The sequence below is a fragment of the Kushneria indalinina DSM 14324 genome (genome assembly GCF_003385845.1).
In the GTDB taxonomy this organism is placed as follows: Bacteria; Pseudomonadota; Gammaproteobacteria; order Pseudomonadales; family Halomonadaceae; genus Kushneria; species Kushneria indalinina.
In genome coordinates this window covers 56,619-72,017 of record NZ_QRDJ01000008.1, presented here as the reverse complement: position 1 = coordinate 72,017, position 15,399 = coordinate 56,619, and the positions used below count along the sequence as shown (strand labels likewise).

14 protein-coding genes and 1 pseudogene are annotated in these 15,399 nt (G+C 62.2%); 7 read left to right on the top strand and 8 right to left on the bottom strand.

Features of this window, described 5'->3' with window-relative positions:
* Positions 1-200: 200 nt before the first annotated feature.
* The 3 genes from C8D72_RS11385 to C8D72_RS11375 all read left to right on the top strand — a co-directional run bounded on the left by C8D72_RS11385 (position 201) and on the right by C8D72_RS11375 (position 2,222).
* Positions 201-464: a type B 50S ribosomal protein L31 gene (locus C8D72_RS11385; RefSeq protein ID WP_115854568.1), complete on the top strand. Its 264-nt coding sequence runs from the start codon at positions 201-203 to the stop codon at positions 462-464.
* Between the two features lie 258 nt (positions 465-722).
* Positions 723-1,043 (top strand): hypothetical protein, encoded by a 321-nt coding sequence (locus C8D72_RS11380; protein ID WP_115854567.1) that lies wholly within the window; start codon positions 723-725, stop codon positions 1,041-1,043.
* A gap of 177 nt (positions 1,044-1,220) precedes the next feature.
* Positions 1,221-2,222, top strand: coding sequence for an LLM class flavin-dependent oxidoreductase (locus tag C8D72_RS11375; RefSeq protein WP_115854566.1), 1,002 nt, complete (start codon positions 1,221-1,223; stop codon positions 2,220-2,222).
* 25 nt (positions 2,223-2,247) lie between these two features.
* Here C8D72_RS11375 and C8D72_RS11370 read toward each other — a convergent pair whose 3' ends face one another.
* The 5 genes and pseudogenes from C8D72_RS11370 to C8D72_RS11355 all read right to left on the bottom strand — a co-directional run bounded on the left by C8D72_RS11370 (position 2,248) and on the right by C8D72_RS11355 (position 7,060).
* Positions 2,248-3,513 carry a TRAP transporter permease gene (locus tag C8D72_RS11370; RefSeq protein WP_281271622.1) on the bottom strand — a complete coding sequence of 422 codons (1,266 nt, stop codon included), beginning with the start codon at positions 3,511-3,513 and terminating at the stop codon, positions 2,248-2,250.
* A 106-nt stretch (positions 3,514-3,619) separates the two neighbouring features.
* Positions 3,620-4,057 (bottom strand): annotated as a pseudogene (locus tag C8D72_RS17765) (TRAP transporter large permease subunit); the annotation flags it as partial.
* A 400-nt stretch (positions 4,058-4,457) separates the two neighbouring features.
* Positions 4,458-5,030: a DUF1850 domain-containing protein gene (locus tag C8D72_RS11365; protein WP_170140581.1), complete on the bottom strand. Its 573-nt coding sequence runs from the start codon at positions 5,028-5,030 to the stop codon at positions 4,458-4,460.
* A gap of 8 nt (positions 5,031-5,038) precedes the next feature.
* Entirely contained in the window at positions 5,039-6,130 is a 1,092-nt protein-coding gene (locus C8D72_RS11360) for a TAXI family TRAP transporter solute-binding subunit (RefSeq protein ID WP_115854564.1), read from the bottom strand.
* Between the two features lie 174 nt (positions 6,131-6,304).
* Positions 6,305-7,060 (bottom strand): alpha/beta fold hydrolase, encoded by a 756-nt coding sequence (locus C8D72_RS11355; protein ID WP_170140580.1) that lies wholly within the window; start codon positions 7,058-7,060, stop codon positions 6,305-6,307.
* Between the two features lie 170 nt (positions 7,061-7,230).
* On the opposite strand from C8D72_RS11355, the gene C8D72_RS11350 reads away from it, so the two are divergent.
* Complete coding sequence (locus C8D72_RS11350; RefSeq protein WP_115854562.1) at positions 7,231-7,530, top strand: hypothetical protein; 300 nt, start codon at positions 7,231-7,233, stop codon at positions 7,528-7,530.
* A 36-nt stretch (positions 7,531-7,566) separates the two neighbouring features.
* On the opposite strand, the gene C8D72_RS11345 is transcribed toward C8D72_RS11350, so the two are convergent.
* The gene (locus C8D72_RS11345) at positions 7,567-9,027 is read right to left on the bottom strand and encodes a phospholipase D-like domain-containing protein (RefSeq protein WP_170140579.1); all 1,461 of its coding nucleotides are present in this window, start codon (positions 9,025-9,027) and stop codon (positions 7,567-7,569) included.
* Complete coding sequence (locus C8D72_RS11340; RefSeq protein WP_115855096.1) at positions 9,017-9,268, bottom strand: hypothetical protein; 252 nt, start codon at positions 9,266-9,268, stop codon at positions 9,017-9,019. The genes C8D72_RS11345 and C8D72_RS11340 overlap by 11 nt, the downstream gene beginning before the upstream one ends.
* 84 nt (positions 9,269-9,352) lie before the next feature.
* On the opposite strand from C8D72_RS11340, the gene C8D72_RS11335 reads away from it, so the two are divergent.
* Both C8D72_RS11335 and rapA read left to right on the top strand, forming a co-directional pair.
* Positions 9,353-10,144, top strand: a complete 792-nt coding sequence (locus C8D72_RS11335) for a thioredoxin domain-containing protein (RefSeq protein ID WP_115854560.1) — start codon at positions 9,353-9,355, stop codon at positions 10,142-10,144.
* A gap of 172 nt (positions 10,145-10,316) precedes the next feature.
* The gene (gene rapA / locus C8D72_RS11330; RefSeq protein ID WP_115854559.1) at positions 10,317-13,244 is read left to right on the top strand and encodes an RNA polymerase-associated protein RapA; all 2,928 of its coding nucleotides are present in this window, start codon (positions 10,317-10,319) and stop codon (positions 13,242-13,244) included.
* A gap of 26 nt (positions 13,245-13,270) precedes the next feature.
* Here the strand turns inward: rapA and C8D72_RS11325 are convergent, their stop codons facing one another.
* Positions 13,271-14,173 carry a TIGR01777 family oxidoreductase gene (locus C8D72_RS11325; protein ID WP_115854558.1) on the bottom strand — a complete coding sequence of 301 codons (903 nt, stop codon included), beginning with the start codon at positions 14,171-14,173 and terminating at the stop codon, positions 13,271-13,273.
* Positions 14,174-14,309: 136 nt separating this feature from the next.
* Here C8D72_RS11325 and C8D72_RS11320 point away from each other — a divergent pair, with 136 nt between their 5' ends.
* Complete coding sequence (locus tag C8D72_RS11320; RefSeq protein WP_115854557.1) at positions 14,310-15,359, top strand: NAD(P)/FAD-dependent oxidoreductase; 1,050 nt, start codon at positions 14,310-14,312, stop codon at positions 15,357-15,359.
* The last annotated feature ends 40 nt before the right edge of the window (positions 15,360-15,399 follow it).

Below are 15,399 nucleotides of genomic sequence, written 5' to 3'. Positions count from 1 at the left end.
CACAAGTCGTGGGTTCAATAGGATCCATCTCCGGGAGAGGGCTGCCAACCGCCCTTTACAGCCAGAACTTTCCGGGGCAGGCCGGCGAAAACCTGCCCTGGCGGGTCGCGCCGGCCGGAAAACGGTTGAAAAAATATTGACGCTGGCTCATCATACCCGGCCATTAAATTTGGCTGACCAACATCTTTCCGGAGCGCGCCATGAAAGCAGGCATCCATCCCCAGTACCGTACGGTGATCTTTCACGACACCAACGCCGATACACACTTCAAGATTCGCTCGACAGTAAGCACTGGCGAGACCATCGAGTTTGAAGGCGAGACCTATCCGCTGGTACGTCTGGATATTTCCTCTGCATCGCACCCCTTCTATACCGGCCAGCAGCGTCAGGCCAGCTCTGAAGGTCGTGCAGCACAGTTCCGTCGTCGCTTCGGCAACTTCGGTACGCGCAACAACGCCGAGTAAGACTCCGGGCGCGCTTCGCCCGTGTAGCACGGCCTGTTCGGACCGATATCCGAACACCGCAGCGCTCCTGTATGCCCGAAAGAACCCCTTTCGGGCGTCAGGGCTGCCCTACCCTGATCCTGCATGACCCCCTCTCCCTGTCAGATCGCTGCGCCATAAATCAGACTGAATCACGCATCCGGGCATGAACCTGTCATGGACGCTATTGTCTTATAGTCAGCCATTTTGTTTCAGCCACTACCCGTGAGGAGTGTTTACATGGCAGATCAGAGTTATAACGCCGCCTGGCGCATGGCCGAAGAGATGAAGTCACGCGCCCGGGCAGCACAGCCCTCTCGACAGCCCGGCGCGTTGAAAATGCTGGGCGCCTGGATGATCTTTGGCATCCTGTTGATGCTTGGCAGCGTACTGGCCCTGTTTTTTATCCTGCTGGGCTGGGCCATGATGCCGCTGGTGCGTCATCGCATGAAAAAACAGGCGAGCCAGAAGGGCCAAACCTGGCAGGGGCAGACCGGCGCGTCCGACGACCACGCCACGCTGGAAGGTGAATACGAGATTCGCCACGCACGCCATCGCTAGTCGGGTGTCTCTGCCCCATCGTTAAAAAGCCGGCTCTGCCGGCTTTTTTGGCATTGGTGACCCTGTCATGTGCCCGGCAGCCCTTGAATTACCGGTCATACGCCCCGACGTCACGCATAATGAGCCTGCTAATGATATGCTGGCAGCAGTGCTTTTTCGCAATTTCCAGAGGCCATCATGTCCCTACTTGCCAATACCCGCCTGTCCGTACTGGATCTGGCGCCCGTACGTCAGGGCGGCACCATCAGCGAGACGTTTGACAATACGGTCACCCTTGCACGCCATACCGAGTCGCTGGGCTTTCATCGTTTCTGGCTGGCCGAACACCATAACGCGGCCGGTATCGCCAGCGCGGCCACTTCAGTGCTGATCGGCCATGTGGCCGGTGCCACGTCCACCATCAGGGTCGGCTCCGGCGGCATCATGCTGCCCAACCATCCGCCGCTGATGGTAGCCGAGCAGTTCGGCACACTGGCCACGCTCTATCCTGATCGCATCGATCTGGGCCTGGGCCGCGCGCCCGGCACCGATGGCGCCACCATCGCAGCCCTTGGCCGCAACCCGCAAAGTGGCGTCCACGATTTTCCACAGCAGGTGGCGGAGCTTTCCCGCTATCTGGGCGATGAGCAGCCCGGACAGCGCGTCAGTGCCTGGCCGGGTCAGGGCACTCACGTGCCGCTCTGGCTGCTGGGCTCCAGTGGCTACAGCGCGCAGCTTGCCGCTCATCTGGGCCTGCCGTTCGCCTTCGCCGGGCAGTTCGCGCCGGGCTACATGATGGAAGCGCTGCGCCTGTATCGCACCAACTTCCAGCCCTCCGATGTGCTTGATGAGCCCTATGCCATGGTCGGCATTCCGGTGGTGGCCGCCGATACCGATGAAGAGGCGCAGTATCAGGCCACGACCCAGCAGCAGAAGTTCCTGTCGCTGATACGCGGTCGTCGTATTCAGCTGGCCCCGCCGGTGCGCGAGATGGACTGGAGCCCGCATGAGCAGGCCGCCATCTCCAATAATCTGGGCGCGTCCATCGTGGGCGGCCCGGACACCGTTCGCCGCGAGCTCGAAGCCTTTATCGAGCGCACGGGTGCCAACGAGGTGATGATCAACTCGGACTTTTATGATCACGCCGACCGACTGCGCAGCTACGAGATTCTCGCCGATATCCGGTCGGGACGCCGTTAAGCGCCCCGACCGGTCTTTCAGGGGGTCAGGCAGGACTGCCTGACGCCCCTGCCCTCTCCCGGGCCGCCAGCGCCCGGTTGATCATGAACACCATCACCGCGATACCCGCACCGCCCAGGTCGGTCCAGAGTCCCGGGAAGATCAGCATCAGCGCGCCTGCCAGAGACAGCAGCCTCATGGCCATGTTGACCCGCGTCCATAGGTAGCCTTCGGCGGCAATGGCCAGCAACGTGACCCCGGCCACGCTGGTCACCAGCACCATCAGGATGTTGGTGATCGTGGAATCGATCATCAGCATTTCGTGGGCGAACACAAACATGAAGGGCACCACGAACCCGGCAATGGCCAGTTTCATGGCCTGAAAGCCCGTGGCGTTGGGCGACCCACCGCTGATACCGGCGCCGGCATAGGCGGCCAGTGCCACCGGCGGCGTCAGGTTGGCAAAGATGCCGAAGTAGAAGACAAACATGTGCGCCACGAACACCGCCGTTTCATTGCTGCCGGAGAGCTCGCGAAACAGCGGCAGATTGAGCAGAATCGGCGCGGCCATGGTGCTGGTAATGATATAGGTCGGGATACTGGGCAGGCCCATGCCCAGCACGATGGACGCCAGCATGGTCAAAAGCAGCGTGACCATCAGCTGCACCATCGGACTCGGAATCTGCGAGCCCAGCGCCACCACGGCATCTGCCGCCTCCAGCGCAATGCCGGTCAGCGTGGCCACGCCCACGATAATGCCCACCGCACCGCAGGCCACGGCCACCGGAATGGCGTTGCGAATTCCCCCCTCCATGGCATCGACACAGTCACGCGCGGTCATGGTTTCGGCCACGATCCCGCGCGTGGCGCGCAACGCGTTGATGATGACCGGCACCGCGATTACCGCCAGCAGCCACAGCCGTCCCGAAGAGATATCGGGTATGCCACGACCTCCAATCAGCCCTTCCAGCTGTGGTTGAAAGATCAGTGCCAGCAGAATCAACGACAGTCCGATCACCACGCGACGCGTGCCGCAGATGAGCACCGTGGCGCCGATCGACCAGAAGGCGGCAAAAAACGGCGCGCGTCCGTCGGCCAGCAGCCAGATGAGCACGGCCATTGGCACCAGCAGGTGGCCCCGCTCGACCATGACCGCCCGTACCGGGGAGAGCTGGTCGCGCGGAATGCCCTTGAGACCATTGCGCAGCGCACGCAGATGCACCTGGATCAGCACGCCCAGATAAAAAAGCAGCGCCGGGATGATGCCGGCCAGCATCACCTGGGTATACGGCACCGACAGCACCTCGGCCATGATGAAGGCGGCCGCCCCCATGATCGGCGGCAGAATCTGCCCCCCCCACACTCGCCGCCGCCTCCACGGCGCCGGCAAAGTTGGCCTTGTAGCCGGTCTTTTTCATTAACGGGATGGTAAAGGCACCGGTGGTGACCACGTTGGCAATCGCCGAGCCGTTGATCGAGCCCAGAAACCCGCTGGCAATCACCGCCACCTTGGCCGGTCCGCCGCGGGAGTGGCCCGCCACCGCCAGCGCCAGATCATTGAAGAGCTGCCCCAGTCCGGACTTGCCCAGAAAGGCGCCAAAGAGAATGAACAGGATGATATAGCTGGCCGACACGGCGATCGCCGAGCCCAGCAGACCTTCGGTGATATAGACCAGATGTGACATCAGCTGACGGCCGATCGCCATCAGAATATCGGGATTGAGCTCGGGGTAGAACGACAGCCGTGCGTAGAGGCCATAGGCCAGAAAGGCCGTGGCCAGCAGCGTTAACCCCCAGCCGGTCACGCGCCGGGTGGCATCCAGCACCAGCAAAATGGCTACTATGCCAATCACCATGTCCAGATCGGTGATGCGCCCGGCGGCGAGAATGATTCGCTGGGTGGACACGATCATGTAGATGCCAATGCCCAGCGCCAGTAGCGCCAGTATTACATCGCGGATCGGTACGCGATCGCGCGCGCCCTTGCGGGTGAAGGGATACAGCACAAAGGCCAGCGCCAGCAGCGTGTAGAGGTGAATGCTGCGCTGCTGGATATCAATCAGCGGCCCGGCCGTCGAGGTATAAAGATGAAAGAGAGCCAGTGCCACGCCCAGCCATGTCACGATACGGGCAAAAAGGCGCGGCAGGCTATGACGTATGGCGCTTTCGCGGTCGTATTTTTCCATCAGCGCCGGGTCCAGCGCCGCACTATCGTCCCTGCCTGCCAGACCACCGGTCAGCTCGGCGCCGTCGCGGTTATCCATTTTCTTGCTCATGTTGTTCTCTCTGTGACAATGCGGGGCCCTGTCGACCCTTCGACGTCAACCAATGCCACCATGGACGCCACAGGGCGCCGATCACTGCCGCCGTTGGCAGCCGTTGCTGTTGAAAGTGCAAAAGCGGCGCTGCGCCCAGGGCCTTCAGGTCGAAACAGTAACCGCTGTATCCCATGCGGTAGTGCTCGCGCGAGGCCGCCTGAACCAGCAGAGGATCGACCTGGCGTGCGATATCGTCCAGCACCACCCAGCCGCGCTCGAGGTGACTGGCATGGCCGGTATCCGGCACGCCGGCGCCGAAGGTCTTGAAACGACTGCGCACCACGCGAATGTCGCCGCCGGACAGGCTGAAGGTTTCGATCCAGTCCTCACGCTCGACCGAGTGCTGCCAGCGCAGCGAAAAGGTCGTGCCATCGCCACCGGGAAACACGTAGCGTTGCGCAACCTCCCCCTGAGCGGTCAGCTCACTGACCACCAGCCAGGGGCGGGGCCAGCCAAGCGCGACCGTCAGGGCCAGCGCACACAGCGTCAGCCAGAGCCGGCGACGCGGCACGCGCAGGATCAGCTGTTGTCGCTGTTGTCACCATCGCTGGCGCTGTCGTCCTGCGACGCGCTGTCTGCGCGGTTGTCGTAGTAGCGCTGCGCGCCGGGATGCACCGGCAAAACCAGATCCTGATCCAGGGTATCTTCACCCACTTCGCGCAGGGCACCCACAGCCACCTGCCCGGAACCGAGATAATCGTCAAAGCGACGCGCCAGCTCCTCGGCCACATCGTCACGCATGCTGGCCGGAGCGATCAGAAGGTTGCGGATGGCCACGGTATTGACCGGCTCGGAGAGGTTATAGCGCTCGGCTGCGCCGGCAGGGATGGTGTAGCTCTGATAGTAGGGATAGTCGTCCATCAGCGTCTGCGCGATATCGCCGTCAATGTTGACGAACCTGATGTCGCGGCTCTGCATCAGGCCGGTAATATTGCTGTTGGGCACACCCGAGGTAAAAAAGGCAGCGTCCAGATTGCCGTTGCTCATCTCGGTCACGCTGTCGGCATAACCGGTATGGCTGACGCGTGCCAGATCATCGTAATCAAGGCCTGCCGAGGCCAGCGCGATTTTGGCGCTGGCTTCCACACCGGAACCTACCTGGCCGACACCAATACGCTTGCCGGCCATATCCTCGATGCTATCGATGCCGCTGTCGCCCAGCGCCACGACCTGGACCACGTTGGGATACAGTCCGGCGATGGCGGTGATATCGGCGGCGTTGCCTTCAAACTGATTCTGGCCGTTGACCGCGTCATAGGCCACATCGCTCATGACGATCGACAGCTGATTCAGGCCGTCCTGAATGTTCTGGATGTTCTGCACCGAGGCACCGGTGGAGACCACCTGGACGTTACGCACCAGCGGACTGGCTTCAAGCACGGACTTCAACGCACCGCCGAGCGCATAGTAGGCCCCGGAGGTGCCCCCGGTACCAAACACCACCTGAACGGGATCCGCCGTCGCCTCGCCTGCGTTGTTCTGGCTGTCGCCGCTGTCCTGCTGTGCGTTCGAACCGCTACTGTCCGCCTGCTCGGTGTCGCTGTCATCACCACAGCCACCGAGCATCAACAGTGCTAGCGAGGCCGCTATCAGTCCGCTTTTATAAGTCATGATGCCTTCCCCTGATCCATTGATCGTCGTACGCCCTTGTCACTCGAACGCTGTTATGCGGGATCAATGTATACAGGGGCCCTGTCGTAACACAACGTACCCGGCGCTTCGGGCGCGCCAGGCAGGGCATCCATTGGTCGTATTGAAAAGGCACCACAGATTATGCTCAAGCGTTCATATCTGTCCGTCGTGGCCGACGAAATCATCGATCAGCGCCGCCAGTGCCTGTGGCATCTCCACTGGCAGCAGGTGCCCATGATCGGGAATGATCTCAAGGCGCGGTGCGGCGAACTGGCCCAGCACCAGCTCGCGCTGGGTCCGCGGCGGTAATGAGGGATCCTGATCTCCCACGACGATCAACGCGGGATATTCCAGCACACCGACCTCGACCGAGACGTCCTCTCGACTGCCGTGACGCGGCCAGGCCTGCCAGGCCTCGGGCGAGGCGCGCATGGCATCCTCTACAGCATCGTGATAGCGCGCCGGCGACAGGGGCTGTGCGATTGCGCCGTCGATAAAGGCCTCGGCCTGCTCACGGCTGTGATCAAAGGCCTGCTGAAACTCGCGCTCCTCGTCACTGACCGGCTGCGGTAGTGCCGGGGCCGGCGCCACCAGCACCATCGAGGCCAGCCACTCTGGCCGTCTGGCCGCCAGCACCATGGCCACCTTGCCGGAAAAGGAGTGGCCGATCAGCACCACCCGCTCAAGCCCCAACGCCTCGATGGTCTGCGCCACCTGATCCGCCATGGCGCGGGTATCAAACCCGTCGCGGTCGGCAGCATCGCCAAATCCCGGCAGATCCAGCGCAATGCAGCGATGGGCCGCCCCCAGATGCTCGATAACATCGAGCCATTCACGGTGTGAATTGCCGAAAAAATGCATCATCACCAGTGCAGTATCGCCCTGGCCACGATCGATCAGTGGCAGCATGTTCTCTCCCTGACACAAAGGTTGAAATTTCCTGCTGAGCATAGCTTTCGTCATCGTATATGGCAGCGATCGATTGTCGATGACCGCACAGGCATGCCTATACTGGGCTCATGTCCGACAAATCCCGGTACTGCCGGTACCCCTCGAACGGCTACAGAGGATGCATACCCATGAATAGCAGCGGTTATATTGTCGCCAGTGACAGCGCCATCATTGGCGTTGGAGAGACCATCAACGAGGCGGCCGAACAGGCGCTGGAGTGGAGTGATGACTACGACGGCGTCGAGGCGCTGATTGCGGATATGGAAAGTGATCTTGAAAAGGCGCACGAGGAGGATGGCAAGCCCTATGTACGCCGTGCCACCGCAGCCCTCATTGAAGCGGTAGAAAAAGGGGGCACACCGGAGCAGTGGACCATCATCGACAATATCGCCTGTACCGCCGAGGAAGCCATCGAACACAACAGCTAAGCCCCCACCACGCCCCTTGCGTCTTTCACGACACGGCTAGAGCAGCCTCCAGACGCCTGGCAGACCACCCAGCCATTTCTGGGCCCGAGCCAGCAGGCTGCCGGGCTCTCTGGTCAGGCGGTGCTCCTGCTCATTTTCGTCAACGGTCACCCAGGAGAGTTGCCCCCGGCCATCCTGCTCAACCCTGAAGCTGCTGGCCGGGCTCAACGCCCTCTCGATCACGTCATCAAGCTCTGACACCAGACCGTCATGATCCACGCGCAACCCCATCTCGTTGTTCCACCAGGTCGAGCGTGGATCCACGTTGAACGAACCGATAAAGAGTCTTTTATCGTCCATCACCATGGCCTTGCCGTGCAGACTCGAGGCCATCGCGCCAAAGTGATACATGCGCCGCCGGCGCGGCTTGTGACCGTGTCGCAGCTCATACATGTGGGCCCCCCTTTCCAGAAAGCGCCGGCGCCAGGGGGCATAGCCGCCGTTGACCACCGGCGTATCGCTGGCCTTCAGGGAGTTGGTCAACACGGTGACCTCGACGTCTCTTTCCAGCAGCGCTTCCAGATCGATGACGTCCCGCTCGCTGGGAATGAAGTAGGCCGAGACAATCTTTATATGGTGTTGCGTATCGGCCACCATGGCACCAATGTGCGGCCCCATGATGAATTCGCGGCCAGGCCGGCCCGGCTGGCAGGACTTGTCGGGATGATCCCAGTAGAGCTCGCCGCTGGCCTGCACCAGCTCGCCCAGCCCCTCGTCGAGCCCGCGTGTTTCATCATGATGGATGGGCAGAAAGGGAGAGTCCGCCAGTGATTCGCCGGACAGTTTACGCCTGAGCTCATCGCGCAACGCCTGCCAGTCGTAGCCCGGCTCTTCCGGTACCAGGGCCGCCAGCGTACGCACGCAGTGACCATGCCAGTACCGACTGAAGCATTCGCGCATCTGATCGGCGATACGGCCGCCGGCGACCAGCATGTCGAGATCGGCGAAGTTGTAGTTGCTTTCAGTGATGAAGTAGTCATCGCTGAGATTGCGCCCGCCCGCGATGCCGACCGCACCATCCACCAGCCAGAGCTTGTTGTGCATGCGACGATGCGAGCGGCGGATGGTCAGTGCCATCGCCAGTCGATGGCTCCAGTAATGGCGCCGCCAGAAGGTCACCGGGTTGAACAGGCGCACCTCGATGCGCGGATGAGTCTGCATGGCGCGCAGCTTGCGCTGCACGTTGATGGCGCTCATGTCATCCACCAGCATCCTGACATCGACACCGCGCTCGGCCGCGGCCAGCAGTTCGGCCATCAGCACCTGGGTGGTGGTGCCCTCCTCAAGGATATAGCTCAGACTGTCGATGCTGTGTTCAGCATGGCGTGCCAGATGGGCACGCACTTCAAAGGCATCAAGACCGTCGGACAACAGGCGCATCCCGCTGCACTCGTCCGACGCTGCGCCATGCTGGCTTGCCCAGTGCACCAGCGCACCGGTATTGCTGTCATTGGTCATGGAAGGACTCATGGTCGCGGCGCTTCAGCGACCGATTGCGGTAATAACGGCGCAGCAGCGCAGAATAGAGCGCTGCCACGAGCATGGCGGCCAGGACCAGGCCCTGGGATGGACGTTTCAGATGTTCAGGCAACAGGGTCTCAAAGAGCACGATCAGAATAAAGCCGAACGCCTGGGCAGAGATGGCCACGATACGTGGTGTATCGCGACGTCGAGGGCGTGTGGAACGGGAATCAGGCATGACAATCACCGGCAACGACATGGATCAGCGAGCATGACCGGCCATGCCGGACTGTCCAAGTTTAACGCATGATGGAAAAAACCAATGGATCTTCTTGAGGGTGCCATGATCTCCCTGTCTCCTGTGCAGCTGGCCGTGGCATGCGCCACGATGACGCTGCTGGCGGCACATGTCATCAGCCCGGCGGCACGCACCACCACAACATGCTGGGCACTGGGCGCCCTGGTGTTCTGGCTGACCGGCGCCAGCCTCTGGACATGGCTTTTCCAGGACACCACCCTGCGCCATCCTGTGTGGTCAGGGCATCTCTGGAGTACCGGCGTTGCCCCCGCCGGCGGTCTGATCGCACTGCTGGTCTGGACACTGTGGTACTGCCGCCAGCGTCCAACCCTGCGCCAGAGGCTTTGCCTGCTGATCATGATCACAAACGGGCTCTGGTGGGGGCTGGAGCAGTATCGATCAGGTCTGCAGACACCGCTTCCCGACACCCTGGCCGCGCTGACCCTCAAGTCACTTGAAGGCCGTTCGATCACACCGGCCCATGATGCCCCTGCCCGTCATCTCCTGCTGTGGCGCAGTGACTGCACCCCCTGCCGACAGTGGCTTCAAAAGCTGGCCGATCTGCCCGCCGGGCAACGCCCGGAACTTGCGCTGGTCAATCAGGGAGAGCCGCTTTTAAGCGTTATCCGCTATCTGGATCAACATCCCGACCACCAGCTCGAACTGGAAGACACGGCACTGCTGCTGGATCCTCGTCAGCACCTGCTGGCCCTGACCGGAAGCCGCCGCCTGCCGGTGCTGCTGCAGGTCGGGCCGGACAGCGCCCTGAGGCGCGTGGATGACCTGCCGGCTCTGATCGCGTCATCGCCGCGGTAACACATGCTCACATCAACGCCCCGCAGGTCCTCTCTTTTGGTTAAGATGGGCACCCTTTTCAAGGGTCATCGCTGACGGCAGGCCGTGCCGGTGATCCACGACAGTTCATCTCCAGTCGATGACCGATTCACATCTGTACCGCGCCCCCACGAGGCGACATTTTCGAGGCATCATGAGCAATTTTATTCCCGGTCAACGCTTCATCAGTGACGGCGAAACCGAGCTGGGTCTTGGCACCATATTGAGCTGCGATGCCCGCAGCGTGACCGTTTTGTTTGCCGCCAGCGATGAAACCCGAACCTACAGCGTGCGTGAAGCCCCCCTGACCCGCGTGGTATTCGGACGCGGCGACCGCATCGATACCGATGACAGTCAGGTCCTGCTGGTCAGCGAGCTGCGCGACGAAGGCGGTCGGATCACCTATATCGGTCAGGACAGCAACGGCGAGCGTGAACTGCCCGAATCACGCATCAGCGATCGAATGCAGTTTCATCAGGCCCGTGACCGACTGCTGACCGGCCAGATCGATCGCAATGACGCCTTCAACCTTCGCTACCGTAGCCTTCAGCATCTGGCGCGCATCGAACGCCACCCCGGCTTCGGCCTTTCCGGCCCGCGCATCGACCTGATTCCGCATCAGCTGCATATCGCCGACGATATCGCCAGTCGCCGCCTGCCACGTGTGCTGCTGGCCGATGAGGTCGGCCTCGGCAAGACCATCGAGGCCGGTCTGGTGCTGCATCGCCTGCTGTTGACCGGCCGCGTCGAGCGCGCCCTGATTCTGGTCCCGGACAGCCTCACGCACCAGTGGCTGGTAGAGCTGCTGCGTCGTTTCTCCATTGAAGTCACGCTGCTGGATGAGCAGCAAAGCGAGGCGCGTGGCAGCGACGGCAACCCGTTTGAGTCCGCGCAGCTGGTACTGGCCAGCCAGCAGTGGCTTTTCGCCAATCCCGAGCGCCAGAGTCAGGCCCAGGCCTGTGACTGGGACATGCTGATCGTCGATGAAGCCCAGCACCTCGAGTGGGACCCGGAAAACGGCGGTGATACCGGCTATCAGTGCGTTGAAGCACTGGCGACCCAGCGTACCGGGCTGCTGCTGCTGAGCGCCACGCCGGAGCAGATGGGCGATGTCAGCCACTTTGCCCGTCTGCGTCTGCTGGATCCCGAGCGCTATCATGACATTGACGCCTTTCGCGCCGAGCAGCGCGGCCACGCAACGCTTGCCGAGGCGATCGAGGCCCTCGAGCACCTGCCCGCGCAGACGCAGCATCGTGATGTCCTGCACCGCATCGTGGAGGATGACCCGCAGGCGCTGACCCTGCTGGAGTCCCTGATGCAGGCCGGAGATGACGAACAGCCGTCGCTGCGCGAATCGCTGCGCCGGGTGCTGCTTGACCGCTACGGTATGGGCCGGGTCATGTTCCGCAACAGTCGCCGGCATGTCAGCGGTTTCCCAGCGCGTCGCCTGCAGGTGAGCGAGCTGGAAAACCCGGGCGCCTATCGTCGCATCGAGCAACGCATCAGCCGGGATGAGGACCATCTCGACAGCCTGTTGATCGAAACCGGGCTGGACTACCCGGAGATTCTGCTCTACCCCGAGGCCACCTTTGAGGCCCGCCGGCAGGACACCCAGGACGATGACCGCTGGTGGCGCTTTGATCCGCGCATGACATGGCTGCGTGAATGGCTCAAGGCGCATCCCGGCGAAAAGGCCCTGCTGATCTGCCACTACGGCGAAACCGCGCGCGAGCTGGCCGCCGGGCTGCAGGTCCTCACCGGACTGCATGTGCCGGTCTTTCATGAAAACATGACACTGATCGAGCGCGACCGCGCCGCGGCGGCCTTTGCCGAAGCCGAGGATGGCAGCCCGCTTTTGATCTGCTCGGAAATCGGCTCGGAAGGCCGCAACTTTCAGTTCTGCCACCACCTGATCCTGTTCGATCTGCCGCCCCATCCCGATCAGCTGGAACAGCGTATCGGCCGCCTGGACCGTATCGGCCAGCAGCACGATGTCGAGATCCATCTGCCGGTCATGGCAGGCAGCCCGGCCGCCGCCCTGCTGCGCTGGTATCAGGAGGCACTGGCCGCCTTTGAGGCCCCCAGTGGTCTGGGCAGCGTTATCAGCGATGCCCATGGGGATGCACTGTTTGAAGCCCTGCTGGACGATGAAGCCCTGGAGGAAGTGATCGAGGCGTCCCGTACGCTGGCCGTGCAGACACGCCAGGAGCGCGAGGCCGGGCGTGATCGTCTGCTGAGCTGGAGCTCGTTTGACGCCCATCACGCCAACGAGATGATCGAGGCCGTACAGTCACTGGATGAGGATGCAACGCTTGATCGCTATCTCGAGCAGGCGCTGGACGTCTTTGGTATCGACACCCGTGAAACGGACGAAGGCCTGAGCTATCTGCACCCGGGGTCTCACATGGTCGATGGCATGCCCGGCCTGATCCGTGGTGAAGAGGGCTTTACCGCTACCCGTTCACGCCAGCGCGCGCTGTCCCGCGATGACCTGCAGCGCCTGTCCTGGGAGCATCCGCTGGTGCGTGAGATGCTCTCGCGGGCCACCAACGAAAGCATGGGCAATACGGCGCTGGCACTGCTGGCCCATCCGTCCATCCCGGGTGGTCGCTTCATGCTGGAAGCCATCTTCCGTACGCGTACCAGCGCGCCGAAGGCACTGCACGTCAACCGCTTTTTCCCGCCGGCCACGGTGCGCGTTTTGCTGGATGAATCGGGCCAGGTGCTCTCCGACAAGGTCTCCTTTGGCGGTCTGGCGAAGAACCTGCGTCACGTCAAGAAAGGGGTGGCCCGGAATCTGGTGCGGGAACGCCAGCAGCAGCTGCGCGAGCTGTTCGATCAGGCCGAACAGCAGGCCGAGCTGGAGCTGCCGGCACTGGTGGATCAGGCCAGAGCGCAGATGACGCAGCAATTGAATAGTGAAATCGATCGGCTCAAGGCACTGGCACAGCGTAATCCGGACGTGCGCGCCGAGGAGGTTGAAATGCTCCGCCAGGAGCGCGCAGCCCTTGAAAATGCCATCGCCGGCACCCGTCTGCAGCTGGATGCCGTGCGTGTCATCGTGACCGTTGATCCGCAGTAAGCGGGTCATCTGGCCTGTCGCGCCGTTCAGGCGGCGCGATGTTCGATGGCGGTCAGGGCCTTTTCAAGGGTGGGATAGTCAAACCGGAAACCGGCGGCTTCAAGCCTTGCCGGAAGCATGCGTGCCCCGGTCAGCAACAGCTGTGACATTTCGCCCAGCGCCATCGATATAACCCCACCCGGCACGACAAAGGGCGCCGGCCGATTCAGGCTGGCCGCCAGCGTGCGGGTAAATTCCGCGTTGGTTACGGGCTGCGGCGCACCGGCATTCCAGACGCCTTCGGCATCATCACGCTGCAGCAGAAAATCGATGATGCGCACCAGGTCGTGGCGATGAATCCAGGGCATGTACTGCCGTCCCTTGCCCAGCCGACCGCCCACGCCCAGGCGGAACATGGGTCGCATGGGCTTGAGCATGCCACCGTCGCGGTCCAGCACCAGGCCGATGCGGATGCAGGCGACCTTCATCTGATCCGTGGCCAGTTGCTGCGCGGCCTCTTCCCATTCCCGACAGAGCCTGTGGGCAAACTCGTCATGAGGCGAGGTCTGCTCGGTCACCTCCCGACTGCCCTGATCCCCGTAGTACCCCATTGCAGAGCCTGAAATCAGCTGGCGTGGTGGCGTTGCAAGACGCTGACACAGCTCGCCGACATCGCGCGTGGCCTTGAGACGTGAAGCGATCAGTTTTTGTTTCTGTGCCTCGCTCCAGCGACGATTGAAAATGGGCTCGCCGGCCAGATTGACCACGGCATCCACCGTCTGGCCGGCAAAATCGATGGCGGCTGCACGTGCCATGACGGGCACACCAATGGTGGCATGCGCCTTGTCCGGCTGGCGGGACACCACCATCAGCGTGTGCCCCTTCTCATGCAGATACTGACACAGTGCCTGCCCGACAAAGCCGGTCGCTCCGGTAATCACTATATTCACGTTACTCTCCCCCGTTCCGGTTCATGGAGATCGTGCCGACCGGCCACGGCCGGTATTCAGAATTCGTACGCGCCGTTTTCAACGTCAACGCCCTTTTGGTACATATAACGTACAAGATTTATCAGGATGGCGCCCGGTGGCCCCGGCGAGATCGGGGCTCAACGCCTTCAGACAATTTGAGGCTTTCGTGGACTTCTTGCACAATATAGCCGTCATCGGCGCCGGCATGGCCGGGCTGGCGGCCGCCCGAGTGCTGCAGCAGGCGGGGAAGAATGTACAAATTTTCGATAAGGGGCGCCGCCCGGGTGGGCGAATGTCCTCACGGTGTAACGCGCACGGCCTGTTCGATCTGGGCGCCCAGTATTTCACCGTACGGGATCCTGACTTCGCACGTCTCATTCAGTCCTTCGAACAGCAGGATGTGGTCACTCGCTGGCCGCAGGTCATGGCATCCCAAAGCGGCGGACAATGGCAAACACAGCGCCCCGAGCATCCCCGTTATGCGGGAATGCCCTCCATGGCGGTTCTGCCCGAGGCGCTGGCCGAATCGCTGGAAATACGCCAGCAGGTGCGAATCACCTCGATGACTCGTGCCCGGTCAAAATGGGTGCTCAAGGATCAGAACGGTCGCTGCTGGTCGGGATTTGACCATGTCATCGTGGCCATCCCGGCGCCTCAGGCGGCTGAATTGCTGGGCGATGTGGCCTCCCGGTTTTCCCTGCCCGACATGTCGTCGTGCTGGAGCACATGGGTGTGCCTTGAGGCACCGCTGAACATGCCGGCGGGGATCGACACATGGCACGGCGCCTTCCTTGAGGACTCACCGGTGCTGCGCTGGGCGGCCCGCCAGCAGACACGCCCCGGACAGCCCGACGGAGAGCGCCTTTCGCTGCTCTCACGCGATGACTGGTCTGATCGCCACCTTGAAGGAGACTCTGCTCGAGTGGCCGACGAGATGGTGCACGCCTTTCAACAGGCTTATCCCGAAGCGCTGCCGGCGATCGAGGCGCAGGGCGCGCACCGATGGCGATACGCCCAGCCCCGCAGGCCGGCAGACGACAACGCCGGCTATGTCATCGACATGCCAGAGGGCCTGTCACTTTGTGGCGACGGGTACATTGATGGCCGTGTCGAGGCGGCCTGGCTATCGGGTACTCGGCTTGCCCGGGCTATTTGTAACTCATGAACGCGGTCACCCGGTTCGATAATATTTTGCTGACTCAGGA